27 protein-coding genes are annotated in these 23,323 nt (G+C 65.9%); 18 read left to right on the forward strand and 9 right to left on the reverse strand.

Going from position 1 to position 23,323, the window contains the following annotated elements:
* Positions 1 to 171 precede the first annotated feature (171 nt).
* The 5 genes from sucD to LCM15_RS18645 form a co-directional block, all read right to left on the reverse strand.
* Positions 172 to 1,056, reverse strand: coding sequence for a succinate--CoA ligase subunit alpha (gene sucD, locus LCM15_RS18625; protein WP_224859085.1), 885 nt, complete (start codon positions 1,054 to 1,056; stop codon positions 172 to 174).
* Positions 1,057 to 1,201: 145 nt separating this feature from the next.
* Complete coding sequence (locus LCM15_RS18630; protein ID WP_224859087.1) at positions 1,202 to 1,552, reverse strand: hypothetical protein; 351 nt, start codon at positions 1,550 to 1,552, stop codon at positions 1,202 to 1,204.
* Between the two features lie 87 nt (positions 1,553 to 1,639).
* Positions 1,640 to 2,833 (reverse strand): ADP-forming succinate--CoA ligase subunit beta, encoded by a 1,194-nt coding sequence (gene sucC, locus LCM15_RS18635; protein WP_224859089.1) that lies wholly within the window; start codon positions 2,831 to 2,833, stop codon positions 1,640 to 1,642.
* Between the two features lie 481 nt (positions 2,834 to 3,314).
* Positions 3,315 to 4,277 carry a malate dehydrogenase gene (mdh, locus tag LCM15_RS18640; RefSeq protein ID WP_224859091.1) on the reverse strand — a complete coding sequence of 321 codons (963 nt, stop codon included), beginning with the start codon at positions 4,275 to 4,277 and terminating at the stop codon, positions 3,315 to 3,317.
* A gap of 275 nt (positions 4,278 to 4,552) precedes the next feature.
* Complete coding sequence (locus LCM15_RS18645; RefSeq protein ID WP_412103303.1) at positions 4,553 to 4,873, reverse strand: hypothetical protein; 321 nt, start codon at positions 4,871 to 4,873, stop codon at positions 4,553 to 4,555.
* Between the two features lie 282 nt (positions 4,874 to 5,155).
* Between LCM15_RS18645 and LCM15_RS18650 the strand changes: the two genes are divergently transcribed.
* From LCM15_RS18650 to LCM15_RS18695, 10 genes are all read left to right on the forward strand, one after another.
* Positions 5,156 to 6,007, forward strand: a complete 852-nt coding sequence (locus tag LCM15_RS18650) for an HpcH/HpaI aldolase/citrate lyase family protein (protein ID WP_224859093.1) — start codon at positions 5,156 to 5,158, stop codon at positions 6,005 to 6,007.
* 42 nt (positions 6,008 to 6,049) lie between these two features.
* Positions 6,050 to 6,607, forward strand: coding sequence for an NnrU family protein (locus LCM15_RS18655; RefSeq protein ID WP_224859095.1), 558 nt, complete (start codon positions 6,050 to 6,052; stop codon positions 6,605 to 6,607).
* Positions 6,608 to 6,620: 13 nt separating this feature from the next.
* Complete coding sequence (locus tag LCM15_RS18660) at positions 6,621 to 6,824, forward strand: DUF1737 domain-containing protein (protein WP_224859097.1); 204 nt, start codon at positions 6,621 to 6,623, stop codon at positions 6,822 to 6,824.
* Positions 6,824 to 7,855: a MaoC family dehydratase gene (locus LCM15_RS18665; protein ID WP_224859099.1), complete on the forward strand. Its 1,032-nt coding sequence runs from the start codon at positions 6,824 to 6,826 to the stop codon at positions 7,853 to 7,855. The genes LCM15_RS18660 and LCM15_RS18665 overlap by 1 nt, the downstream gene beginning before the upstream one ends.
* Positions 7,856 to 8,369: 514 nt before the next feature.
* Entirely contained in the window at positions 8,370 to 8,765 is a 396-nt protein-coding gene (gene sdhC / locus LCM15_RS18670) for a succinate dehydrogenase, cytochrome b556 subunit (protein WP_224859101.1), read from the forward strand.
* 14 nt (positions 8,766 to 8,779) lie between these two features.
* A complete protein-coding gene (gene sdhD / locus LCM15_RS18675) occupies positions 8,780 to 9,151 on the forward strand; it encodes a succinate dehydrogenase, hydrophobic membrane anchor protein (protein WP_224859103.1) in 372 nt (123 codons plus the stop codon).
* A gap of 18 nt (positions 9,152 to 9,169) precedes the next feature.
* Positions 9,170 to 10,975 (forward strand): succinate dehydrogenase flavoprotein subunit, encoded by a 1,806-nt coding sequence (gene sdhA / locus LCM15_RS18680; RefSeq protein WP_224859105.1) that lies wholly within the window; start codon positions 9,170 to 9,172, stop codon positions 10,973 to 10,975.
* Between the two features lie 44 nt (positions 10,976 to 11,019).
* Entirely contained in the window at positions 11,020 to 11,406 is a 387-nt protein-coding gene (locus tag LCM15_RS18685; RefSeq protein ID WP_224859107.1) for a hypothetical protein, read from the forward strand.
* A 10-nt stretch (positions 11,407 to 11,416) separates the two neighbouring features.
* On the forward strand, positions 11,417 to 11,737 hold the full coding sequence (locus LCM15_RS18690; RefSeq protein WP_224859109.1) for a hypothetical protein: 321 nt from the start codon (positions 11,417 to 11,419) through the stop codon (positions 11,735 to 11,737).
* Between the two features lie 139 nt (positions 11,738 to 11,876).
* Complete coding sequence (locus LCM15_RS18695; protein WP_224859111.1) at positions 11,877 to 12,656, forward strand: succinate dehydrogenase iron-sulfur subunit; 780 nt, start codon at positions 11,877 to 11,879, stop codon at positions 12,654 to 12,656.
* Between the two features lie 67 nt (positions 12,657 to 12,723).
* On the opposite strand, the gene LCM15_RS18700 is transcribed toward LCM15_RS18695, so the two are convergent.
* Positions 12,724 to 13,500, reverse strand: a complete 777-nt coding sequence (locus tag LCM15_RS18700; protein ID WP_224859113.1) for a transglutaminase-like domain-containing protein — start codon at positions 13,498 to 13,500, stop codon at positions 12,724 to 12,726.
* A 268-nt stretch (positions 13,501 to 13,768) separates the two neighbouring features.
* Between LCM15_RS18700 and LCM15_RS18705 the strand changes: the two genes are divergently transcribed.
* The 8 genes from LCM15_RS18705 (at position 13,769) to LCM15_RS18740 (ending at position 19,817) form a co-directional block, all read left to right on the forward strand.
* On the forward strand, positions 13,769 to 13,927 hold the full coding sequence (locus tag LCM15_RS18705) for a hypothetical protein (RefSeq protein ID WP_224859115.1): 159 nt from the start codon (positions 13,769 to 13,771) through the stop codon (positions 13,925 to 13,927).
* A 70-nt stretch (positions 13,928 to 13,997) separates the two neighbouring features.
* Entirely contained in the window at positions 13,998 to 14,195 is a 198-nt protein-coding gene (locus LCM15_RS18710; RefSeq protein ID WP_224859117.1) for a hypothetical protein, read from the forward strand.
* A gap of 197 nt (positions 14,196 to 14,392) precedes the next feature.
* On the forward strand, positions 14,393 to 15,529 hold the full coding sequence (locus LCM15_RS18715) for an ABC transporter substrate-binding protein (protein WP_224859118.1): 1,137 nt from the start codon (positions 14,393 to 14,395) through the stop codon (positions 15,527 to 15,529).
* 50 nt (positions 15,530 to 15,579) lie between these two features.
* Positions 15,580 to 16,500, forward strand: a complete 921-nt coding sequence (locus tag LCM15_RS18720; RefSeq protein ID WP_224859119.1) for a branched-chain amino acid ABC transporter permease — start codon at positions 15,580 to 15,582, stop codon at positions 16,498 to 16,500.
* The gene (locus LCM15_RS18725) at positions 16,497 to 17,477 is read left to right on the forward strand and encodes a branched-chain amino acid ABC transporter permease (protein WP_224859120.1); all 981 of its coding nucleotides are present in this window, start codon (positions 16,497 to 16,499) and stop codon (positions 17,475 to 17,477) included. The genes LCM15_RS18720 and LCM15_RS18725 overlap by 4 nt, the downstream gene beginning before the upstream one ends.
* Positions 17,470 to 18,219: an ABC transporter ATP-binding protein gene (locus LCM15_RS18730; RefSeq protein WP_224859121.1), complete on the forward strand. Its 750-nt coding sequence runs from the start codon at positions 17,470 to 17,472 to the stop codon at positions 18,217 to 18,219. The genes LCM15_RS18725 and LCM15_RS18730 overlap by 8 nt, the downstream gene beginning before the upstream one ends.
* A complete protein-coding gene (locus tag LCM15_RS18735; RefSeq protein WP_224859122.1) occupies positions 18,216 to 18,902 on the forward strand; it encodes an ABC transporter ATP-binding protein in 687 nt (228 codons plus the stop codon). The genes LCM15_RS18730 and LCM15_RS18735 overlap by 4 nt, the downstream gene beginning before the upstream one ends.
* A gap of 69 nt (positions 18,903 to 18,971) precedes the next feature.
* Positions 18,972 to 19,817, forward strand: a complete 846-nt coding sequence (locus LCM15_RS18740; protein WP_224859123.1) for an urea carboxylase-associated family protein — start codon at positions 18,972 to 18,974, stop codon at positions 19,815 to 19,817.
* A 19-nt stretch (positions 19,818 to 19,836) separates the two neighbouring features.
* On the opposite strand, the gene deoD is transcribed toward LCM15_RS18740, so the two are convergent.
* The 3 genes from deoD to LCM15_RS18755 all read right to left on the reverse strand — a co-directional run bounded on the left by deoD (position 19,837) and on the right by LCM15_RS18755 (position 23,038).
* On the reverse strand, positions 19,837 to 20,541 hold the full coding sequence (gene deoD / locus LCM15_RS18745; protein WP_224859124.1) for a purine-nucleoside phosphorylase: 705 nt from the start codon (positions 20,539 to 20,541) through the stop codon (positions 19,837 to 19,839).
* Entirely contained in the window at positions 20,541 to 20,852 is a 312-nt protein-coding gene (locus LCM15_RS18750) for an H-NS family nucleoid-associated regulatory protein (protein WP_224859125.1), read from the reverse strand. The genes deoD and LCM15_RS18750 overlap by 1 nt, the downstream gene beginning before the upstream one ends.
* 188 nt (positions 20,853 to 21,040) lie before the next feature.
* A complete protein-coding gene (locus tag LCM15_RS18755) occupies positions 21,041 to 23,038 on the reverse strand; it encodes a protein meaA (protein WP_224859127.1) in 1,998 nt (665 codons plus the stop codon).
* Positions 23,039 to 23,323 lie beyond the last annotated feature (285 nt).

Below are 23,323 nucleotides of genomic sequence, written 5' to 3' on the forward strand. Positions count from 1 at the left end.
ATCGCTGTAGCAGCAGGAAAGAGGCCGGACCGCCCGGCGCCTGTCGTGATGCTCAGCCAATCTGCTTGGCTTTTCAATGGCGCGTCCCGGGCAGGGCCCGGACCGTGCGATACTGAAGACCGACATTTGTGCCGGTCGCCCCGGACGCAAGCCCGGGGCGAAGATATTTCCTCAGGCTTCCATCGCCTTGACGACGGCTTCGCCGAGGGTGGCGGGGCTGTCCGCGACCACGATGCCGGCCGACTTCATGGCCTCGATCTTGGACTCGGCGTCGCCCTTGCCACCGGCGACGATGGCGCCGGCGTGGCCCATGCGGCGGCCCGGAGGGGCGGTGCGGCCGGCGATGAAGCCTGCGGTCGGCTTCCAGCGGCCTTTCTTCTTCTGCTCCTTGAGGAACTCGGCGGCTTCTTCTTCTGCCGAGCCACCGATCTCACCGATCATGATGATGGATTCGGTTTCCGGATCGTCGAGGAACATGTCCAGCACGTCGATGTGCTCGGTGCCTTTGATCGGGTCGCCGCCGATGCCCACGGCGGTGGACTGGCCGAGGCCCAGATCGGAAGTCTGCTTGACCGCTTCATAGGTGAGGGTGCCCGAGCGCGACACGACGCCGACCTTGCCACGCTTGTGGATGTGGCCCGGCATGATGCCGATCTTGCAAGCGTCGGGGGTGATGACACCGGGGCAGTTCGGGCCGATCAGGCGCGACCTGCTGTCGATCAGGGCGCGCTTCACCTTCATCATGTCGAGCACCGGGATGCCTTCGGTGATGCAGATGATCAGCTCGATCTCGGCGTCGATCGCCTCGAGGATGGAGTCGGCGGCGAAGGGCGGCGGCACGTAGATCACCGAGGCGTTCGCCTCGGTCTTATGCACGGCTTCGTGGACCGAGTTGAAGACCGGCAGGCCGAGGTGCTCCTGACCGCCCTTGCCGGGGGTCACGCCGCCGACCATCTTGGTGCCGTAGGCGATGGCCTGCTCGGAGTGGAAGGTGCCCTGCGAGCCGGTGAAGCCCTGACAGATGACTTTGGTGTTTTCGTCGACGAGGACTGCCATTGGTGGCGTTCTCCTTATTGGGCCGCGACTGCGCGGCGCATGTTTTGAGACGGCGCCGCGAGATGCGGGCCGATGACACGACAAGACAGCGCGCAGCCCAGAGGCGCGCACTGTCCGGAATGCTCAGACGTGAGAAAATAAGGCGTTACTGCCCGTCGCGCCCCGCGACCTCGTCCAGCACCCGCGCTAGCAGGAGCGCGATGCCCCCGAGGATCAGCGAGCGGCCGAGCGAATCCGTCACGTTGGTGGGCGCGAAGGTCTGAATCCCGTCCCGACCGCGCTGCGCGATACGGCGCAGACGGCTGCGACGCGGTCCGTCGCCCATGCGATTGGGCGGCGGAACCTGCCCGAAGCGGGGCTTGGCAATCAGCAGCACCGCGCCGACTGCCAGCAGGCCGCCGGCGTAGGCCACCGGCATCAGCCGGTCGCGACTGGCGGGAAGCGCCTTGTGGGACAGAGAGGGCAGATTGGTGCGGCCGGGCAGCTTGAGCGACATGACGGGTGTCTCCTTTCGGGAGGCAACCCGCCAGGCCCGCGGAGTGTTCCGCGAAAAGCGCGATATGCTGCATCGACCGCATCAGCTTCAGCCCTTGACCGCCTTCACGATCTTCTCGGCACCGTCGGACAGGTTGTCGGCGGCGATCACGTCGAGACCGGACTCGTTGATGATCTTCTTGCCGAGATCCACGTTGGTGCCCTCAAGGCGCACCACCAGCGGAACCTGCAGGCCAACCTCTTTCACCGCGGCGATCACGCCCTCGGCGATGACGTCGCAGCGCATGATGCCGCCGAAGATGTTCACGAGGATGCCTTTGACGTTGTGGTCAGAGGTGATGATCTTGAACGCTTCGGTCACCTTCTCCTTGGTCGCGCCGCCACCCACGTCGAGGAAGTTGGCCGGCTCGCCGCCGTAGAGCTTGATGATGTCCATGGTCGCCATGGCAAGGCCTGCGCCGTTGACCATGCAGCCGATCTCGCCGTCGAGCGCGATGTAGTTCAGGTCGTGGTGCGAGGCAGCCAGTTCCTTGGGGTCTTCCTCGGTCTCGTCACGCAGGCCGACGATGTCGGGGTGACGGTAGAGCGCGTTGGAGTCGAAGCCAGCCTTGCAGTCGAGGCACTTGATCTCACCCTCGGTGGTCAGGATCAGCGGGTTGATCTCCAGCATCTCCATGTCCTTCTCGGTGAACATGCGGTAGAGATTGCCGAGCAGGTTGGAGCACTGGCGAACCGCCTTGCCTTCGAGCCCGAGGGCGAAGGCGACGCGGCGACCGTGGAAGCCCTGGTAGCCGACGGCCGGATCGATCGAGAAGGAGAGGATCTTCTCGGGGGTCGACGCGGCGACCTCCTCGATGTCCATGCCGCCTTCGGTCGAGCACACGATCGAGACGCGCGAGGTGACGCGGTCGACCAGAAGCGCGAGGTAGAATTCGGAGGTGATGTCCGAGCCGTCCTCGATGTAGATGCGGTTGACCTGCTTGCCCGCCGGGCCGGTCTGGTGGGTCACCAGCGTGTGGCCGAGCATCCGGCCAGCTTCATCGGCGGCTTCCTCAACCGACTTGGCGAGGCGGACACCGCCCTTTTCGCCGGCGTCCTGCTCCTTGAACGACCCCTTGCCGCGGCCACCTGCGTGGATCTGCGCCTTGACGACCCAGAGGGGGCCGTCGAGCTCGCCCGCGGCGGCTTTGGCGTCGTTGGCCGACAGCACGACACGGCCGTCTGAGACCGGGCAGCCATAGTCGCGCAGAAGCGCCTTCGCCTGATATTCATGGATGTTCATGAAAGAATCTTCCCGTCTTGCTGCGATTTCCCTGCCGGTATAGCCATGCATAACGGCGCTCGTTAATCGAAATATTGCCCGACCCCTCCAATTGCGAGCATTTTCTGGCCTTTGTGATCACACGTTTTGGGCCTGTGATCACACTCGGTGGCGGATTGCCTGCGATGTTAGCGCAGACCGGCAGGTTCTCGCTTGTTTGGGTGAATCACCCGTCCCCGCCGCACGCGTGATGACGCCGATCGAGGGCCGCTGGTCGCGGTCGGCAGCGCAGCGCCTAGGTAGCGGCGCGGGCGATTGCGTGATGGGGGAGCTAAAGAGGGGGGCTTTCCGGCCTCGCGCGGCAATGACTTCATCATCGACATGCGTTGGCCTTGTCGCGGCGGAGGCCAAGCCAAGCGCTCCGCTCGAATGCTCCGGGGATCGGCGACCCCCGAAAGAAAAAGGGGCCCCGCGAGGGCCCCTTTCGTCGTTCGCGCTCAGATCAGGCGAGCGAGCTGTCGATGCCCTTGCAGGCCTCGACCAGGCCCTTCACGGCGTTGACCGAGGTGTCGAACATCTCCTGCTCGTCCTTGTTGAGCTTGATGTTCATGATCTTCTCGATGCCGCCGGCGCCGATCACGGTGGGCACGCCCACATACATGTCCTTCACGCCGAGGTCGCCGTCGCAATAGGCGGCGCAGGGCAGGACGCGCTTCTGGTCCTTGAGGTAGGCTTCCGCCATCTCGATGGCGCTGGTGGCGGGCGCGTAGAAGGCCGAGCCGGTTTTCAGCAGGCCGACGATCTCGGCGCCGCCGTCACGGGTGCGCTGGACGATCGCGTCGAGCTTGTCCTGCGTGGTCCAGCCCATGTCGACGAGGTCGGGCAGGGGCACACCGGCCACGGTGGAGTAACGGACGCAGGGCACCATGGTGTCGCCGTGGCCGCCGAGCACGAAGGCGGTCACGTCCTTCATCGACACGTTGAACTCGGACGCGAGGAAGTGGCGGAAGCGCGCGCTGTCGAGCACGCCGGCCATGCCGCAGACCTTGTTCGCGGGCAGGCCCGAGAACTTCTGCAGCGCCCACACCATCGCGTCGAGCGGGTTGGTGATGCAGATGACGAAGGCGTCAGGCGCGTTGTCGCGGATGCCTTCACCGACCGACTTCATGACCTTGAGGTTGATGCCCAGCAGGTCGTCGCGGCTCATGCCCGGCTTGCGCGGCACGCCGGCGGTCACGATGCAGACGTCGGCGCCGGCGATGTCGGCGTAGTCCTGCGTGCCCTTCAGCGTGGCGTCGAAGCCTTCCGAGGGGCCCGACTCGGCGATGTCGAGCGCCTTGCCCTCGGGGGTGCCTTCGGCGATGTCGAAGAGAACGACGTCACCCAGTTCCTTGAGGGCTGCGAGGTGGGCGAGGGTGCCGCCGATCTGTCCCGCGCCGATCAGGGCGATCTTGGGTCTGGCCATGGATCTGTCTCCGCTCCATTTGTGAATTCCGACGTTTGCGTAAGGGTTTGACCGGCCACACGCAAGGGTGCTGCACGGCAGCATCGGGCGCGCGCGGCGGCGCAGGCGGGCGATTGGTGGCGCTAAAGACAGGAAAATCGAAGGGTTAGCGCGGCACCGGCAAACTGCGCGGAGCGCGGGTTTTCAGGGGGAGGGCGCGCAGGCGACCGGCGCAGTGCCGCGGATGCACGCAATTTGAACGATTCTGCCGCCTGCCGCCGCGGGAGCCGTGCCGATCACGCATCGGTGTCGCTCGAGGGCAGCGGTTCTGCCAGCGTCTCGAAGGCCTGGCCGCTCGCGATCAGGCAGGTCATCCCCGCGACGGAGGTGACGGTGATCGTCCAGCTGCCGGTCTCGTCCGAGGCAAACACCTCGACCAGTGCGTCGTTGCCGTTGAGGCCGATGCTTTGCCGGGTTTCGCCGTACTTGTCGGCGAGCTTTTGCAGCACGGCATCGCGCGGCGCGCAGGCCGGGCTTCTGGCCTCAAGCACCTGCGGCACGAGCATGACCCCCAAGGCCAGCATGGCCATCCCTGCTTTCGCGTTCTTCACATTCATCGGCTTGCCCCTTTCGGATGCGGCACCGCCGGCCCGGCCGCGCGATGCGGATGCTGTCCCTCCAAGGCCCGATGGCGCCCCCGCCGGCGCTCGCCACCTTGCAAATCAGGCTGACGGGCATTGCTCTAGGAAAGGTTAATGACACGACGCGTGAGCGTTGCAGGCCACGCCGGATCACGCGCGTTCCGCCTTTTTCTGCATTGCGGCGCAAAGGGCCTTGCACGTTTTGCAATTTTCTGGCCAATTTCACGCAACTTTATTTCTTCTTGGAGGAGCAGTCCCATGGACCTCACGATGCGCCCCTACCGTTCGGTGCTGTATATCCCCGGTTCCAAGGAGCGCGCGCTCGACAAGGCCCGCTCGCTCGCCGTCGACGCCATCATCTTCGATCTCGAGGACGCGGTGTCGCCCGGCGAGAAGGCAGCCGCGCGCGCGACGCTGGCTCAGGCACTGGCTCAGGGCGGCTATGGCAAGCGCACCCGGATCGTGCGCATCAACGGCCTCGAAACCCAATGGGGGCGCGAGGATGCGGCGGCGGCGAACGACATGGACTGCGACGCGGTGCTGCTGCCCAAGGTCGAGAGCCCCGAGCAGCTCGACGCGCTGGCCAAGCTCACCGACAAGCCGCTCTGGGCGATGATGGAGACCCCGCGCGGCATCCTCAACGCCGCTGCCATCGGCGCGCACGCGCAGCTCTCTGGCATGGTGATGGGCACCAACGACCTTGCCAAGGAACTGAACGCGCGCTTCCGGCCGGACCGGCTCGCGATGCAGAGCGCGCTCGGCATGTGCCTGCTGGCGGCCAAGGCCACCGGCTGCGTCATCGTCGATGGCGTCTATAATGCCTTCAAGGATGACGACGGGCTGAAGTTGGAATGCGATCAGGGCCGCGACATGGGCTTCGACGGCAAGACGCTGATCCACCCGGCGCAGGTTGCCGTGACCAACGCCGCCTTTGCGCCGACCGAGGCCGAGGTCGAGCTGGCCCGCCGACAGATCGAGGCCTTCGAGGAGGCCGAAAAGCAGGGGCAGGGCGTGGCGGTGGTGGACGGCAAGATCGTGGAGAACCTGCATGTCGCGACGGCACAGAGTGTGCTCGCGAAGGCAGAAGCCATTGCCGCCATGGCAGAATGATCGCAGGGTGCCGCCAAAGAGACCCGGCCAAAGGAGACACCCATGGTCCTGCTCATTCTCGGCGTTGCACTCTGGTGGGGCGCCCACCTGTTCAAGCGGCTGGCCCCGGCGCGCCGCGCCGCCATGGGCGACAAGGGCAAGGGCCTTGTCGCGCTGGCGCTCGTTGCCTCGATCCTGCTGATGATCTTTGGCTACCGCATGGCCGATGTGCCCCACGGCGCGTTTTTCTGGGGGCGTCACCCGGCCACCGTCGGCATCAACAACCTGCTGATGCTGTTCGCACTCTACCTGACGTCGCCCGGCCCCAAGAAGGGCGCGCTGCTCTACCGGATGCGCCACCCGATGCTGACGGGCTTCCTGCTCTGGACCGTCGCGCACCTGCTGGTGAACGGCGACGTGCCGTCCTTCGTGCTGTTCGGCGGGCTGGGCCTCTGGGCCATCGTCGAGATGGCGGTGATCAACCGCGCCGAACCCAACTGGACCCCGCCCGCGAAGGGCAGCATCGCCAAGGACGCGATGTTCCTCGCGATCAGCCTGGTCCTGCTCGTCGTGATCGGCTTCATCCACACCTGGCTCGGCTATCCGGCCTTCGGCTCATGAACTGGGGACACACATGAAACTCTATCGCTTTCTCTCCGAGGACGACACCTCGACCTTCTGTCACAAGGTCACCGCGGCGCTGAACAAGGGCTGGGAGCTCCATGGTGATCCGACCTACGCGTTTGACGCGGCCAACGGCGTGATGCGCTGCGGGCAGGCGGTGACCAAGGAGGTCGAGGGCACCTACACCCCCGACACCAAGCTGGGAGAGCACTGATGGCCAAGACCGATCCGGGGCGGTTCTTCGAGCATTACAGAATCGGTCAGGTGATCGAGCACGCGGTGCCGCGCACCGTCTCGGGCGGTGAGCGGGCGCTCTATCACGCGCTCTACCCGGCGCGGCACGCGCTTTATTCGTCGGATACCTTCGCGCAGGCCTGCGGGCTTCCCGCCGCGCCGATCGACGATCTGGCGGCGTTTCACGTGGTGTTCGGCAAGACCGTGCCGGACGTCTCCCTGAATGCGGTGGCCAATCTCGGCTATGCCGAGGGGCGCTGGCTGAAGCCGGTCTATGCCGGGGACACGCTGCGCGCGTCCTCGGAGGTGATCGGGCTCAAGCAGAACTCCAACGGCAAGACCGGGGTGGTCTATGTGCGCACCACCGGAACCAACCAGCGCGGCGAGAGCGTGCTGGAGTATTGCCGCTGGGTGATGGTGCGCAAGAACGACCTCGACGCTCCTGCGCCCGAAACGGTGCTGCCGGAGCTGAAGAAGGTGCTGGCGCCCGAGGATCTGGTGATCCCCGACGGTCTGAGCTTCGAGGGCTACGATTTCACGCTCGCGGGCGAGCCGCATCGCTGGGGCGACTACGAGATCGGCGAGACCATCGACCATGTCGATGGCGTCACCATCGAGGAAGCCGAGCACATGATGGCGACGCGCCTGTGGCAGAACACCGCCAAGGTGCATTTCGACGCCACCTTCCGCCCCGACGGCCAGCGGCTGATCTACGGCGGCCACGTGATCTCGATGGCCCGCGCGCTAAGCTTCAACGGGCTGGCCAACGCGCAGATGATCGCGGGCCTCAACGGTGGCGCCCATGCCAACCCGTGCTTCTCGGGCGATACCGTAAAGGCGTGGTCCGAGGTGCTCGACAAGGCCGACACGCCGGCGCCGGGCGTCGGGGCGATCCGGCTTCGGCTGGTGGCCACGAAGGGCGGCGCACCGTTCGCGCTGCGCGGCGAGGATGGCAAGTACAGGCCCGACGTGCTGCTCGATCTCGACTACTGGGCCTTGATACCGAAATAAGCTGCGGACAGGGGCCAACCTATTGGCTTCCGGTCGGTTTCCTCTCTATGAAACGCGTGTTGACGGAGGAGGGGCAGGCAGTGCCGAGAGGTCAGACCCTGACCACTGCCCCTTTGCCGCAGGGTCGATGCGATGCGCATGATTTGCCGGGCGTCAGGGGGCCTGACGTCCTCCGGTTCCGAAGCGCGGAACGCCGGTTGAGCGAACTGGTGTCCGGCCTATATCGCGATCTAAGGTCCACCAACTCGGCGCTCGTGCCGAGCCGGCTGGGCGTCCCGGCGCGCGGGGTTGAGTGCCAAGTTTCCTGTCCCCGCAGAATCAAGCGGATGGCGCCGTGCCCGCCTGTTGAATGTTAGCGTGTGATCTGTGATCACACTTTTTCGGCTGTGATCACAGATCACGTGTATTTTCCGCCAAAGCGGTCAAAAAACGTGACTGCAGGACGTGCACTCTGGTGACAGAGATGCGAAAAACCCGTTAGAACGCCCTCACAAGGGAACCGAAAGGACTAGCCATGGCCGAAGCTAAACGGATCGAGCGCCCGCTCTCCCCCTTCATGTTCGTCAAGTACTATCGCTTGCAGCTCACCGCGGTGACCTCGGTGATGATCCGGATCACCGGCAACGCCCTGATGGTGGCGACGCTTCTCGTGGTCTGGTGGCTGCTTGCGCTCGCCGCAGGGCCGGAAGCCTTCGAAACCGCCGAGTGGTGGATCACCTCGTGGGTCGGCAATCTGGTGATGTTCGGATCGCTCTGGGCGGTCTGGTATCACTACCTCGGCGGCCTGCGTCACCTCGTCTTCGACGCCGGCAAGGGACTGGAGCTCGAGACCGCCGAAAAGCTCGGCTGGGGCTGCGTTTACGGATCGGTTGTCCTGACCGTCCTCACCGTTATCATTTACTGGATCTGAGGGAGGCACGACCGATGCGTTACCTGACCGACCGCAAGCGCGCCGTAGGCAAGGGCTCTGCCCATGCGGGCGCCGAGCATCACTGGTTCATGATCGTCAGCTCCGTTGCGCTGGCCTTCATGCTGCCCGTCTGGCTGATCGTCTTCGGCCGCGCGCTGGGCTCCGGCTACGACGCCGCACTCGCCACCATGTCGCGCCCGTTCCCGGCCATCCTCACCGCGCTGGTGCTGATCGTGGGCATGGTCCACTTCCAGAAGGGCGCGCAGACGATGCTCGAGGATTACGTCGGCGGCACCCCCCGCAAGCTGCTCGTCATGGCCTTCAACGCCTTTGGCTACCTGATGATCGCCTGCGGGATCTTCGCGCTCGTCAAGATCGCGCTCTGAGACAGGAAGACCAGAAAAATGGCTGCATACGAATACGAGACGCACAACTATGACGTCGTGGTCGTCGGGGCCGGGGGCGCCGGTCTGCGCGCCACGCTCGGCATGGCGGAACAGGGTCTGCGCACCGCCTGCGTGACCAAGGTGTTCCCGACCCGCTCGCACACCGTCGCCGCACAGGGCGGCATCGCCGCGTCGCTGTCCAACATGGGCCCCGACAACTGGCAGTGGCACATGTACGACACCGTCAAGGGCTCGGACTGGCTCGGCGACACAGACGCGATGGAGTACCTTGCGCGGTCCGCCCCCGCCGCGGTCTACGAACTCGAGCATTACGGCGTGCCGTTCTCGCGTACCGAGGAAGGCAAGATCTACCAGCGCCCGTTCGGCGGCCACACCACCGAGTTCGGGGAAGGCCCGCCGGTGCAGCGCACCTGCGCCGCCGCCGACCGCACCGGCCACGCCATCCTGCACACGCTTTATGGCCAGTCGCTGAAGAACAACGCAGAGTTCTACATCGAGTATTTCGCCATCGACCTCATCATGAGCGACGACGGCGTCTGCCAGGGCGTGGTCTGCTGGAAGCTCGACGACGGCACGTTCCACGTGTTCAACGCCAAGATGGTCGTGCTCGCCACCGGCGGCTATGGCCGGGCCTATTTCTCGGCCACCTCGGCGCACACCTGCACCGGCGACGGCGGCGGCATGGTGGCCCGTGCCGGCCTCGCGCTGCAGGACATGGAGTTCGTGCAGTTCCACCCGACCGGCATCTACGGCTCGGGCTGCCTGATCACCGAAGGGGCCCGCGGCGAAGGCGGCTACCTGACCAACTCGGAAGGCGAGCGCTTCATGGAGCGCTATGCCCCCACCTACAAGGACCTCGCGCCGCGGGACTACGTCTCGCGCTCGATGACCATGGAGATCCGCGAAGGCCGCGGTGTAGGCGAGCATGGGGATCACATCCACCTGAACCTGTCGCACCTGCCGGCCGAAGCGCTGGCCGAGCGTCTGCCCGGCATCTCGGAATCGGCGAAGATCTTTGCCGGCGTCGACGTCACCAAAGAGCCGATCCCGGTGCTGCCGACGGTGCACTACAATATGGGCGGCATCCCGACAAACTACTGGGGCGAGGTGCTGAACCCGACCTCCGAGAACCCCAACGCCGTCGTGCCGGGCCTGATGGCCGTGGGCGAGGCGGGCTGTGCCTCGGTGCACGGGGCCAACCGTCTGGGCTCCAACTCGCTGATCGACCTCGTGGTCTTCGGCCGCGCCGCCGCGATCCGCGCCGGCGAGGTGGTCGACCGCGCCGCGCCGATCCACACGCCGAACCAGCCGTCGGTGGACAAGGCCTTCGACCGGTTCGACGCGATGCGCTACGCCGAGGGCGGCACGCCGACCGCCGAGCTGCGTCTCGAGATGCAGCGCACCATGCAGGAAGACGCGGCAGTGTTCCGCACCGACAAGACCCTCAAGGAGGGCGTCGAGAAGATGACCGCGATCGCCGGCAAGATGGGCGACATCAAGGTCTCGGACCGCTCGCTAGTGTGGAACTCGGACCTCATGGAGTCCCTCGAGCTGACCAACCTGATGCCCAACGCGCTCGCCACGATCGTGGGCGCCGAGGCGCGCAAGGAAAGCCGAGGGGCGCACGCCCACGAGGACTATCCCGAGCGCGACGACGAGAACTGGCGCGTCCACACGATCAGCCGTGTCGACGACACCAAGGTCACCCTGTCGCAGCGCCCGGTGATCGTGGATCCGCTGACGCAGGAAGGGGAAGGCGGCATCAGCCTCGCCAAGATCGCGCCGAAGGCCCGCACGTTCTGATGCGCGCCCTGGCCTCCGTCTCGTGTCCGGATCGCGCCGCCCCAGTGGCGGCGCCTGCCGGCGTCGTGCGGGGCAACGGCAAGACCTCTCCGGCGCGGATGGCGGTTGCGCTTCGCGCCGGGCTCTCGGTCCTCGTGCTGGGGGCGGCGGCTGGCTGCAGCGTGATCTCGCCCCCAGGCGACGACCTCACGCTCGACGTGGCGGCGACGGCGATGGCGCCGATTCTGGCCCGCAAGGCGCCGGGCGTGCCGACCGACACGGCGGTGGCCTGCGCTCTGAGCTATGCCACCCAGGGGCAACTTCAGGCGCTGGCGCAGAACTCGGCTCTCGGCCAGCCCGAGCTGAGCGATGACATCGTGACCGACATTCTCTTCACCCGGGGCACGCGCGAATGCATGAGCGACAATCTCATCGACCGCGTGCTGTTCTAGGAGATCCGACTTGCGCAAGACCTTGATCCTCACCCTGCTGCTCGCCGCCTGCTCGACCCAGAGCCAGGATGCGATTGCACGCGGTGCGGCGCGCTCGACCGTCACCAAGATCGTGGTGGACCGCTTCCCCGGCGCCGCGGTCGAGCCGGTGCTCGATTGCGTCATCGACAACGCCAACGCAACGCAGATCTACGCGCTTGCAGCCGACACCATCGGCGGCCCGACCGAAAGCTCGATCCAGATCGTTGCCGACGTGGTGCAGAAGCCCGAGACCATCACCTGCCTGAGGACCACGGGCCTTGCCGCGGTCCTGTCGGGGGCGAGGGCGTGACGACCGGGCGTGCCGCGGACAACGGCATGTTACCGTCGGTGCGTTTCGCGCCGACCCGAAATTCTGTATGGTCCGGGACATCGTCCGGGCCGGACCTTGCCAACCCATAGACTCACCGAAAGGAAAGCAGAGGCTCGCCATGGTTCAGTTCACGCTTCCGAAGAATTCCCGCATCCGTACCGGCAAGACCTGGCCGAAACCGGATGGCGCGACGAACGTGCGCGCGTTCAAGATCTACCGCTGGGATCCCGACACCGGTGAGAACCCCCGCGTCGACACCTATCATCTCGACATGGACAAGTGCGGCCCGATGGTTCTGGACGCGCTCATCAAGATCAAGAACGAGGTCGACCCGACCCTGACCTTCCGCCGCTCCTGCCGTGAAGGCATCTGCGGTTCGTGCGCGATGAACATCGACGGGATCAACACGCTGGCCTGTATCTACGGTCTCGACGAGATCAGCGGCGACGTGAAGATCTACCCGCTGCCGCACATGCCGGTGGTCAAGGACCTGATCCCGGACCTGACCCACTTCTATGCCCAGCACGCCTCGATCATGCCGTGGCTCGAGACCAAGACCAACCGTCCCGAGAAGGAGTGGAAGCAGTCCATCGAGGACCGCAAGAAGCTGGACGGTCTGTATGAGTGCGTGATGTGCGCCTCGTGCTCGACAGCCTGCCCGAGCTACTGGTGGAACTCCGACCGTTACCTCGGACCGGCGGCGCTGCTGCACGCCTACCGCTGGATCATCGACAGCCGCGACGAAGCCACCGGCGAGCGTCTCGATCAGCTCGAGGACCCGTTCAAGCTCTATCGCTGCCACACCATCATGAACTGCACCAAGACCTGCCCGAAGGGTCTGAACCCGGCGAAATCCATCGCCGAGATCAAGAAGATGCTGCTGAACCGGCACGTCTGATCGCAGTTTGATCGCCTGACAGTAACGCCGTTCCCCTGGGGGAGCGGCGTTTTCCGTTACTGGGGAGTTATGCGCGGATGACCGAGACGCTTTGCGAGAGCAGTGTCGCGGGGGCCTGCGACTCCATGAACGCGATGTCATAGGCGTCGCGCCCGACGGCCACCACGGCGAGGCTGTCCGCGCTGCACATGCCGGTGGGATCGACGAGGTGCCAGCCATCCTCGAGCCAGACCTGCCCCACGGCGTGAAAGTCCTGTGGTGTCACATCGGGGCCGTAGGCGGCGACGGCCCGCGCCGGGATCTGCGCCGCACGCACCATGGCGCAGAACAGGTGCACGTAGTCGCGGCACACGCCCTCGCGCCCAGCGAAGGTTTCGAGCACGTTGGTGTCGGAATCCGAGCTGCCCGGGACGTAGGACAACTCGGCCTCGATCCAGTCGCGGATCGCCGCCACCTTCCGTCCGCCGTCGAGATGCCCGAAGCGCTTGCTGACGAAGGCCACGAACTTGTCGGACTGGCAGTAGCGCGAGGGCCTGAGATAGGGCGCGGATTCGGCCGGGATGAGATGCAGCGGCAGCGCCTTCAGCCCCTCGAGCGCGGGCGCAGGGCGGGTGATCTCGACCTCGGATCGGTAGCTCAGCCGCATCTCCTGCCCCGGAATGCGTGCCCAGATGCGCTGGCCGACAGCGCAATCGCCCGCGATGCGATGCAGCTCGGCATCGCCAAGATCCATGTGTTCGCTCAGGATCGTCTGGCCCTCGGTCCGCGCTGCCTCGAGCACCAGCGCCACGGTGTTGGGGGCGGTGAAACTGTAGTGCATCTGAACGTCGATCGACACGCGCATGAGGCTCGTCCTTTCCTTGGCTCTGTGTGGGGGAGGGCGCGGTGGCAGTGTCGGCCACGCGGCGACCATCCGGCGTTCCCTGTGGGGATTCGGGGGCACGATGCAACCGTAGCGCCTTTGGCGCGTGCGAACACAGTGCGGACCTAAGGGAAACATGCAGTCAGCGCATTTCGCACTTGCAGCAATCGGGGATGTGCTGCGCTGCAGCAAGGGCTATCTTGCGCCCGTGAGGGGGGAAAGACGGATACGACACCGAAAGGCCAACCCGATGCAAGACCAGACCCAACAGCAGATCGACGCCGCCGAGGCCCTCGCCATCCTCGAGCAGGCCTATGCCTATTACCAGCCCGAGCCGGTTCTCGTGCACGATGCCGACCGCGTCGCCGATGAAGAGCTTGGCACCTGCGCCTATTATCAGGCCGCCTGAGGGCTGGCCTGCCAGGACGGCAGAGCTAGGTTTTCCTCATGGTTTCTGATCTTCCCGAACGAGGCCCGCGGTGATCTTTGCTGTCGGCCTCGTTATCGCATTCGTCATTCTGCTGGTCTTCAACATGAAGAACCGCGACCGCCGGCAATGCCGCTGGCGCGAGTACCGGAAGGGCGACACCAGCCAGTGGCGCTGCATCCATTGCGGCGCGACGACAGACGGCCCCGCCGGCGAGGCCCCGAAGCTCTGCTTCCAACCTCGGAGCTGACGCGCCCGAGAGCGCCCGCGCAGCCTGACTTTACTCCTGTCGACCCCCTGTGACCCGCTTGGTCATGGAAAGCGGCACCGCTTGCACGGCGCAGGGCGCTCGCGCATGGACATCCCCGGCTTTTCCGGTCACCCTTTCGCACAACGCCGGGCGCAAGATCCGGCAGGGGATAAGGGAAGAGAACAGGGAGTTCCGCAATGTCCATGAAAACGCTTCTCGCAGCGGCGAGCCTCGTTGCGATGGCCGCCAGCGCGCAGGCCGAGGTCAAGATTGGCATGATCACCACGCTGTCTGGCGGCGGCGCCAGCCTCGGCATCGACACGCGCGATGGCTTCATGCTGGCGATGGAGGCCGCAGGCCGCGACGATGTCGAGGTGATCATCGAGGATGACCAGCGCAAGCCCAACGTGGCGGTGCAGCTGGCCGACAAGATGATCCAGTCCGAGAAGGTCGACATCCTCACCGGCATTGTCTGGTCGAACCTCGCCATGGCGGTGGTGCCGGCGGCGACGGCGCAGGGCAAGTTCTATCTCTCGACCAACGCGGCGCCGGCGCAGCTGGCCGGGCGTGGCTGTCATCAGAACTATTTCGCGGTCTCCTACCAGAACGACAACCTGCACGAGGCGGCAGGTGCCTATGCCAAGTCCGAAGGCTATACCAAGCCCTTCATCATGGCGCCCAACTACCCGGCGGGGCAGGACAGCCTGAACGGCTTCAAGCGCTTCTATGGCGGTGAACTGGCGGGCGAGGTCTATACCAAGCTCGGACAGACCGACTACGCCGCCGAGATCGCGCAGATCCGTGCCTCGGGCGCCGACAGCATCTTCTTCTTCCTGCCCGGCGGCATGGGGATTTCGTTCCTCAAGCAATATGCCGACAGCGGTGTCGATCTGCCGGTGATGGGTCCGGCCTTCTCCTTCGATCAGGCCATCCTGCAGGCGGTGGGCGAGGCCGCGATGGGCGTGAAGAACGGCTCCAACTGGTCCAAGGATCTCGACAACGCGGCCAACGCCGCCTTCGTGTCGGGCTTCGAGGAAAAGTACGACCGCCTGCCGTCGCTTTACGCCGCCTATGGCTACGACACCGCCAACCTGCTGCTCTCGGCGCTCGACGTGGCAGAGCCCTCCGACGCAGAGGCGTTCCGCGCGGCGCTGAAGGCGGCGGATTTCGACAGCGTGCGCGGTGAGTTCAGCTTCGACACCAACCAGCACCCGATCCAGGACATCTACATCCGCGAGGTGATCAAGGAGGGCGAGGTCTACACCAACAAGATCGTCGCCACCGCGCTCGAGGACCGCTCCTCGGCCTATGTCGACGAGTGCTCGATGAACTGACCCTGCGGGGGGTCTGCGGTGGCAGGCCCCCGACAGCACGAAGGCCCCAGATGTCCCCAATCCTGCTTGTTGAACAGGTCCTGAACGGCCTGCAATCCGGCGTGATGCTGTTTCTCATGGCCGCTGGTCTGACGCTGATCTTCGGCGTCATGGGGCTGATCAACCTCGCGCATGGCTCGCTCTACATGATCGGCGCCTTCGCCGCCGCCGCGGTCGCAGGCGCCACCGGCTCGTTCGCGCTGGCGCTGGTCGCGGCGCTGGCCGCCGCCGCGGCCGCCGGGGCGCTGATCGAGCTGCTGGTGATCCGCAGGCTCTATGCCCGCGACCATCTCGATCAGGTGCTGGCCACCTTCGCGCTGATCCTGATCCTGTCGGAGGGCACGCGCTGGCTCTTCGGCTCCTTCCCGCTTTATCTCAACATGCCCGACGCCCTGTCGGGCACCGTCACGCTGCCCGGCGGCATCGTCTACCCGGTCTACCGGCTGGCGCTGATCGCCGTGGGCATCGCGGTGGCGCTGGGGCTGTGGTGGCTCAACACCCGCACCCGGCTGGGCATCCAGATCCGCGCCGGCGAGAACGACCGCCAGATGATCGCGGCGCTCGGGGTCGACATCTCGAGGCTCTACACGCTGGTCTTCGCCATCGGTGCGGCGCTGGCGGGGCTGGCGGGCGCGCTGGTGGGGGCGATCCAGTCGGTGCAGGTGGGCATGGGCGAGCCGGTGCTGATCCTTGCCTTCGTGGTGATCGTGATCGGCGGCATCGGCTCGATCAAGGGCGCGCTCATCGGGGCGCTTCTGGTGGGACTCACCGATACGCTGGGCGGGGTGCTGCTGCCCGAGCTGTTCAAGCTCTTCACCGATCCGGCGAGCGCCGCCGCCACCGGCTCGGCTTTCGCCTCGATGGCGATCTACGTGCTGATGGCGAGCGTGCTGATCTGGCGCCCCACGGGCCTGTTCGGAGCGCGCCCATGAGCCGGGAGCGCCTGCTGAACGGCGCGCTGCTGCTGGCGCTGATCCTGATCCCGGCCTGGGCGCTCTACGCCGATGAGCCGTTCACCATCACGCTCGCCACCCGCGCGGTGATCTTCGCGCTGGCCGCTGTGGGGCTCAATATCGCGCTTGGGCTGGGGGGGCTGGTGAGCCTTGGCCACGCGGTGTTCTTCGGCATCGGGGGCTATGCCATGGGCATCCTCGCCAGCCACGCGCAGAGCTACACGCCGCTGATCGAGTGGCCCTTCGTGATCGAAGGCACCAAGTCGATGCCGGTGATCTGGCTGGTGGCCATCGTGGCCTCGTCAGGCGCGGCGCTGCTCATCGGCCTTCTGAGCCTGCGCACCTCGGGCGTTTACTTCATCATGATCACGCTGGCCTTCGGTCAGATGATGTACTTCTTCGCCATCTCCTGGCCGGCCTATGGCGGCGAGGACGGCCTGTCGATCTATGTTCGCAACGGCTTTCCCGGCCTCAACACGCTCGACCCGATTCAGTTCTACGGCCTGTGTCTCGCGCTGCTCTGCCTCGTTCTGGCCGTCAACGCGCGGCTGATGCGCTCGCCCTTCGGGCTGGCGCTCGATGCCGCGCGGCAGGTGCCCGAGCGGGTGCGTGCCGTGGGGCTCGATCCGCGGCGGCTGCAACTGGTGGCGCTGGTGATCTCGGGCGCCATCACCGGGCTGGCCGGCGCGCTTTTTGCCGATCTCAACCGCTTTGTCTCGCCCACCATGCTCAGCTGGCAGATGTCGGGCGAGATCATGGTCTTCGTCATCATCGGCGGCGTGGCGCGGCTGTTCGGACCGGTGGCGGGGGCGGGGATCTACGTGCTGCTCGAGCATCTGCTGGGCGGGGTCAGCGAGTACTGGCAGATCTTCCTCGGGCTGGTGCTGCTGATCGTGGTGCTGTTCGGCAAGGGCGGCGTGGTCGGCATGATCGGGGGGAGGCGGCGCGATGGCTGATCCGATCCTCGCGACCCACGGCCTCAGCAAGGCCTTCGGCGCGCTGCAGGCCAGCGACGCCATCTCCCTCGACCTGCGCGCCGGAGAGATCCACGCGGTGATCGGCCCCAACGGCGCTGGCAAGTCGACCCTGATCGCGCAGATCTGCGGCGCGCTGGCGCCGGATGCGGGGCTGGTCGAGTTTCTCGGCCGCGATGTGACCCGAGAGAGCACGCAGGCACGGGCGGCGCGGGGGCTGGCGCGCACCTTCCAGACCTCGGCGCTGGCGATGGAGGACACGGTGCTGCAGAACGCCCTGCTGGGGGCGCTCGGCGCGTCGGGGCGGCCATGGCGGTTCTTCTCGCGCGCCACGCAAGACGCGGCGCTGCGCGACCGGGCCGAGGCGGCGCTCGAGGCGGTGGGCCTCGCCGATCTGTCCGAGCTGCGCACCGCTGAGCTGAGCCACGGACAACGCCGGCAGCTCGAGGTCGCCGTTGCGCTGACGCTGGAGCCGAAGGCCTTCGTCATGGACGAGCCGATGGCCGGGCTGGGGCAGGAGGGGTCGAAGCGGCTGACGGGCTTTCTTGACGGGCTGCGGGTGCAGGCGCCGATCCTGCTGGTCGAGCATGACATGGACGCGGTGTTCGCGCTGGCCGACCGGATCAGCGTGCTGGTCTATGGCAAGGTCATCGCCACCGGCAGCGTCGCGGAGATCCGCCGCGACCCGTTGGTGCGCGACGCCTATCTGGGAGACGACGCATGAGCCTGCTGTCGCTGCATCGCCTCACCGCCTCCTACGGCGCCAGCCAGGCGCTGTTCGGCGTCGACCTCGAGATTGCCGAGGGCGAGGCGGTGGCGATGATGGGGCGCAACGGCATGGGCAAGACCACCACGGTGCATTGCATCTGCCGGATGCTGCCGGCCCGTGGCACGCTGGTGTTCGACGGCCATGACCTGTCGCGCCTGCCGAGCCACCGCGCCGCGCGGCTGGGCCTCGGGCTGGTGCCAGAGGGGCGGCGCTGCTTCCGCGATCTGAGCGTTTCCGAGAACCTGATCGCCGCGGCCCGGCCCGGCCACTGGGATGCGGCCCGGGTCGAGGCGCTGTTCCCGCGGCTGGCGGAGCGCCGGGGCCAGCGCGCCGCCTCGCTCTCGGGCGGCGAGCAGCAGATGCTCGCCATCGGCCGGGCGCTGATGACCAATCCGCGCCTGCTGATCCTCGATGAGGCCACCGAAGGCCTGGCGCCCACCGTACGGCAGGAGATCTGGCAGGCGGTGGCGGCGCTCAAGGCCGAGACCGGCATGGCGCTTCTGGTGATCGACAAGTCGCTGAAGGAGCTGCGCTGGGCCTGCGACCGCGCGGTGATCCTCGAGCGTGGGCGCAGCGTCTGGTCGGGCGCCATGGCCGAGCTCTCGCCCGAGATCGGCGAGCGCCATCTCGGGCTCTGAGGCCGCCATTGAATTCGACCGCCTCTCTCACTAGCCACGTCGTGCAAGACTGACCAAGGAGCGCCCGTCATGACCCAAGCCCCCGCCGATGCCGAGGCCCGCCGCGCCGTTGCGCCGGTGATCTGCTATCCGAACGAAACGCTGCCGATGCCGGACATGGCGCTCTATGGGCAGGCGCTCGAGGGCGCCGAGGTGATCGAGACGGTCCTTGCCGCGCCGCGCGAGGCCTGCAGCTTTCGCGTGCGCGCCGGGCAGTTCTTCCGCATCACCAGCGTCGAGGGGCCGCAGGTCGGAGACCTGAACCTCTGGAATGCCGAGGACCTCTCCGAGCGTTTCTACTCGGGCAAGACGCGGGCGCTGCACGGCACCCACCTGACCACGGGCGAGCGCATGTGGTCGGCCTTTCCGCATCTGCGCCCGATGGCAACCATCGTCGAGGATACGCTCGGCTGGTACGGGATCGACGCCTATGGCGGGTCGGTGCATGACGTGATCGGCACGCGCTGCGATCCCTATACCGGGAACCTGCTGTCGGGGTCGCACTACCATCACTGCTGCCATTCGAACCTGACCCGTGCGCTGGCCGACGCCACCGGGATGAGCCTGCAGGAGGCCGAGCCGCACGTGCATGACGTGCTGAACGTGTTCATGTGCACCGGGTTCACCCGCGACACCGGGCAGTATTTCATGAAGGCGAGCCCCGTGCGCCCCGGCGATCACCTGACGTTCTTTGCCGAGATCAATCTGCTAGGCGCGCTCAGCGCCTGTCCCGGCGGCGATTGCTCGTCCGAGCACAGCTCGGACAGTGCCGCGTGCCACCCGCTGCAGGTCGAGATCCTCGCGCCGCGAGCCGGGGCCTTGGAGGGGTGGTACGCGCCCGCGCGCAACGGGTATGACCGCAGCCACGGGCGCTGAACCGAAGAGCGGAGGCGGCCTAGCTGAAGGCCGCCTCGAGCGCGATCTGCACCATGTCGCCAAACGAGCTCTGCCGGTCTTCGGAGGGCAGGGCCTCGCCGGTGAGGAGGTGATCGGAGACGGTGAGCACCGCCAGCGCGCGCACGCCGTGACGGGCGGCGAGGTTGTAAAGCTCGGCCGCTTCCATTTCGACCCCGAGAATACCATGACGGGTCATGATCTCGTTCAGGTCGGGGCGTTCGTCATAGAACACGTCGGCGGAATAGATGCCGCCCACATGGCAATTCGCGCCGGTGCCTTTCGCCGCCTCGACCGCTGCATTGAGCAGGCCGTAATCGGCGCAGGGCGCGAAGTTCAATTCCCGGAAAATGCCGCGCGACGGGGTGGACAGTGACGAGGCGGTCATCGCGACGATCACGTCGCGGATCGCGACCTTTTCCTGCATCGCCCCACAGGAGCCGATGCGGATCAGCGTCTTTGCGCCATATTCGCGGATCAGTTCGTTGGCATAGATCGAAAGGCTTGGCATCCCCATGCCCGAGCCGTGAATGGTCACGCGGTTGCCTTTCCAGGTGCCGGTGAATGCCAGCATTCCACGAACGCGGTTCACGCAAACCGGGTCGTCGAGAAAGGTGTTCGCCGCCCATTCCGCCCGCAGGGGATCTCCGGGCATCAGCACCGTTTCGGCGATCTGCCCGGCGTCTGCACCGATATGAACCGTCATCAGAGCGCCAGGTCGTCCATCGACTTGCCGTCTTCAAGCGCGGCGACGACCCAGTTGGGCTTGCGGCCACGACCGGTCCAGGTCTGTTCCGGATCGTTCGGGTTGGCGTATTTCGGCGCGCCTTTCGAGCCTTTCTTTTCGGTCGAGGCGACGATCTCTTCGAGCGAGAAGCCGAATTCCTTCGCGGCCTGTTCGGCGGCGCGCTTGGCTTCCGCGCGACGGCGCGTGTCAATCGTCTTGAGTGCCTTTTCGACGTCGCCTTTGAGCTCGATGAGCTCTTCTTTCGAAAGGGACTCCAGTTCGAAGTTCATTCTTATTCTCCTTGATATTCCAAAGGGGATCTCCTCTTTCGGTATTTTTACTTTTAAGAGGTAAACTCAAGGTACATTATGTGTCAGACGCACCAAATTCTGCGCAAAGGCATAAAGCCGCTCACCCTTTCCGGGAGCGGCTTTGCAATTTCTCGGTTATTGCGGTCGCGTATTGCCGTTTTGGCGCCTTATTGGGCGGCGACGGCCTGAGGATCGACCAGTGTGACAATATCCATCATGATCGTGTTCAGATTGAAGTCTTTCGGGGTATAGACCTTCGCCACGCCCATCGCCTTGAGGCGTTTTGCATCCTCTTCGGGAATAATCCCGCCAACGATCACCGGCACATCCGAAAGCCCCTCTGCCTGCATCCGCTCCATCAGGTCCTCGACCAGTGGAATGTGGCTGCCGGACAGGATCGAGAGGCCCACCACGTGGGCGCCGTTTCTCGCCGCCTCGACGATCTGCTCGGGGGTGAGGCGGATGCCTTCGTAATCGATCTCCATGCCGCAATCGCGGGCGCGGAAGGCGATCTGCTCGGCCCCGTTCGAGTGCCCGTCGAGTCCCGGTTTGCCGACCAGGAAGCGCAGCCGCCGGCCAAGCCGGTCGCTGACCGCGTCGACCGCTTCGCGGATGTCATCGAGGCCTTCGGTCTTGTTGCTGACCGCGCGCGACACCCCGGTCGGGCCGCGATACTCGCCGTGCACGCTGCGCATCTGCTGCGCCCACTCGCCGGTGGTGACACCGGCGCGGGCGGCCTTGATCGAGGCCGGCATCACGTTGCGCCCCTCGGCGGCGGCCTCCCGCAGTTCGGCCAGAGCGGCGTTGACCGCGGCGTCGTCGCGCTCGGCGCGCCATTCGTTCAGGCGGTCGATCTGTTCCTGCTCCACCGCCGGATCGACCACCATGATGCCGCCATCCTCACCGACCAGCGGCGAGCGCTCGCCCTCGGTCCACTTGTTGACCCCGACGACGACAGTCTCGTTGCGCTCGATCCGGTTCAGGCGCTCGGCATTGGAGTCGACCAGCCGCGATTTCATGTAGTCGATCGCGCCGATCGCCCCGCCCATGCTGTCGATATTGCCAAGCTCGGCACGGGCGCCGTCCTTCAGCGCCTCGACCTTGGCATCGACCGCCGGATTGCCGTCGAAGAGATCCTCGAACTCGAGCAGGTCGGTTTCGTAGGCGAGGATCTGCTGCATCCGCATCGACCATTGCTGGTCCCACGGGCGGGGCAGGCCGAGCGCCTCGTTCCACGCCGGAAGCTGCACCGCGCGGGCGCGGGCCTTCTTGGAGAGCGTCACCGCCAGCATCTCGATCAGGATGCGGTAGACGTTGTTTTCGGGCTGCTGCTCGGTCAGCCCGAGCGAGTTGACCTGCACGCCGTAGCGGAAGCGGCGGAACTTGGGGTCCTCGACGCCGTAGCGGGTTTCGAGGATCTCGTCCCAGAGATCGACGAAGGCGCGCATCTTGCACATCTCGGTGACGAAGCGGATGCCGGCATTCACGAAGAACGAGATCCGCCCGCAAAGCGCCGGGAAATCCTCCGCCGCGACACGGGGGCGCAGTTCGTCGAGCACCGCGATGGCGGTGGCCAGCGCGAAGGCCAGCTCCTGCTCGGGCGTCGCCCCGGCCTCCTGCAGGTGGTAGGAACACACGTTCATCGGGTTCCATTTCGGCACGTTCGTGTAGCAGTACTCTGCCACGTCCCCGATCATCTTCAGCGAGGGCTTCGGCGGGCAGATATAGGTGCCGCGGCTGAGATACTCCTTGATCAGGTCGTTCTGCACCGTGCCCTGCAGCTTCGAGACATCGGCGCCCTGTTCCTCGGCCACCGCGATATAAAGCGAGAGCAGCCACGGTGCGGTGGCATTGATCGTCATCGAGGTGTTCATCTGCTCGAGCGGGATCTCGTCGAACAGGGTGCGCATGTCGCCCAGGTGGCAGACCGGCACGCCGACCTTGCCGACCTCGCCGCGCGACAGGATGTGGTCGCTGTCATAGCCGGTCTGGGTCGGCAGATCGAACGCCACCGAGAGCCCGGTCTGCCCGCGTGCGAGGTTGCTGCGGTAGAGCGCGTTGGAGGCTTTCGCGGTGGAATGGCCGGCATAGGTGCGGATCAGCCAGGGGCGGTCGGCCTTGGCGGCGAGTGCGCTCCGGGGGCTGTCTTTCTGAACGTCCGTCATGTCGGTCTCCCTGGGCAGAACAGATTCGGCGTGGCAAGCATGTTGCGTTTATGACTTGTTATGCGAAACAAAATGTCTCGTCAATTCGCTGCGCTGCGGCGTTGCCGAGCAATCACGCGCCGCTACCGGGTCGCGGCGCGCTGAAGCTCCGAAATCCTGCACGGATTCGCAGGAATATGGGCCAAACTGCCTGCATAATACGGCCCGTCCGCGAAACAGGAGCGTTCGTTCGCGGGCGGCCAGCGCGGACAACTCGCAAAGGTTGAGTTATAAAATTTCAAAATG

Origin of the sequence: Salipiger bermudensis, from assembly GCF_020171625.1 — a bacterium.
GTDB lineage: Bacteria > Pseudomonadota > Alphaproteobacteria > Rhodobacterales > Rhodobacteraceae > Salipiger > Salipiger bermudensis_B.

Bases quoted from the DNA above. Each gene is read 5' to 3' on its own strand.
- LCM15_RS18660 (WP_224859097.1), top strand. From the start codon at position 6,621: ATGAAACTCTATCGCTTTCTCTCCGAGGACGACACCTCGACCTTCTGT.
- LCM15_RS18700 (WP_224859113.1), bottom strand. From the start codon at position 13,500: ATGCGCGTGTCGATCGACGTTCAGATGCACTACAGTTTCACCGCCCCC.
- sdhD (WP_224859103.1), top strand. From the start codon at position 8,780: ATGCGTTACCTGACCGACCGCAAGCGCGCCGTAGGCAAGGGCTCTGCC.
- LCM15_RS18715 (WP_224859118.1), top strand. From the start codon at position 14,393: ATGTCCATGAAAACGCTTCTCGCAGCGGCGAGCCTCGTTGCGATGGCC.
- sucC (WP_224859089.1), bottom strand. From the start codon at position 2,833: ATGAACATCCATGAATATCAGGCGAAGGCGCTTCTGCGCGACTATGGC.
- sdhC (WP_224859101.1), top strand. From the start codon at position 8,370: ATGGCCGAAGCTAAACGGATCGAGCGCCCGCTCTCCCCCTTCATGTTC.
- LCM15_RS18645 (WP_412103303.1), bottom strand. From the start codon at position 4,873: ATGAATGTGAAGAACGCGAAAGCAGGGATGGCCATGCTGGCCTTGGGG.
- LCM15_RS18720 (WP_224859119.1), top strand. From the start codon at position 15,580: ATGTCCCCAATCCTGCTTGTTGAACAGGTCCTGAACGGCCTGCAATCC.
- LCM15_RS18665 (WP_224859099.1), top strand. From the start codon at position 6,824: ATGGCCAAGACCGATCCGGGGCGGTTCTTCGAGCATTACAGAATCGGT.
- LCM15_RS18650 (WP_224859093.1), top strand. From the start codon at position 5,156: ATGGACCTCACGATGCGCCCCTACCGTTCGGTGCTGTATATCCCCGGT.
- sdhA (WP_224859105.1), top strand. From the start codon at position 9,170: ATGGCTGCATACGAATACGAGACGCACAACTATGACGTCGTGGTCGTC.
- deoD (WP_224859124.1), bottom strand. From the start codon at position 20,541: ATGACGGTTCATATCGGTGCAGACGCCGGGCAGATCGCCGAAACGGTG.
- LCM15_RS18705 (WP_224859115.1), top strand. From the start codon at position 13,769: ATGCAAGACCAGACCCAACAGCAGATCGACGCCGCCGAGGCCCTCGCC.
- LCM15_RS18740 (WP_224859123.1), top strand. From the start codon at position 18,972: ATGACCCAAGCCCCCGCCGATGCCGAGGCCCGCCGCGCCGTTGCGCCG.
- LCM15_RS18750 (WP_224859125.1), bottom strand. From the start codon at position 20,852: ATGAACTTCGAACTGGAGTCCCTTTCGAAAGAAGAGCTCATCGAGCTC.
- LCM15_RS18695 (WP_224859111.1), top strand. From the start codon at position 11,877: ATGGTTCAGTTCACGCTTCCGAAGAATTCCCGCATCCGTACCGGCAAG.
- LCM15_RS18655 (WP_224859095.1), top strand. From the start codon at position 6,050: ATGGTCCTGCTCATTCTCGGCGTTGCACTCTGGTGGGGCGCCCACCTG.
- sucD (WP_224859085.1), bottom strand. From the start codon at position 1,056: ATGGCAGTCCTCGTCGACGAAAACACCAAAGTCATCTGTCAGGGCTTC.
- LCM15_RS18630 (WP_224859087.1), bottom strand. From the start codon at position 1,552: ATGTCGCTCAAGCTGCCCGGCCGCACCAATCTGCCCTCTCTGTCCCAC.
- LCM15_RS18725 (WP_224859120.1), top strand. From the start codon at position 16,497: ATGAGCCGGGAGCGCCTGCTGAACGGCGCGCTGCTGCTGGCGCTGATC.
- mdh (WP_224859091.1), bottom strand. From the start codon at position 4,277: ATGGCCAGACCCAAGATCGCCCTGATCGGCGCGGGACAGATCGGCGGC.
- LCM15_RS18735 (WP_224859122.1), top strand. From the start codon at position 18,216: ATGAGCCTGCTGTCGCTGCATCGCCTCACCGCCTCCTACGGCGCCAGC.
- LCM15_RS18730 (WP_224859121.1), top strand. From the start codon at position 17,470: ATGGCTGATCCGATCCTCGCGACCCACGGCCTCAGCAAGGCCTTCGGC.
- LCM15_RS18755 (WP_224859127.1), bottom strand. From the start codon at position 23,038: ATGACGGACGTTCAGAAAGACAGCCCCCGGAGCGCACTCGCCGCCAAG.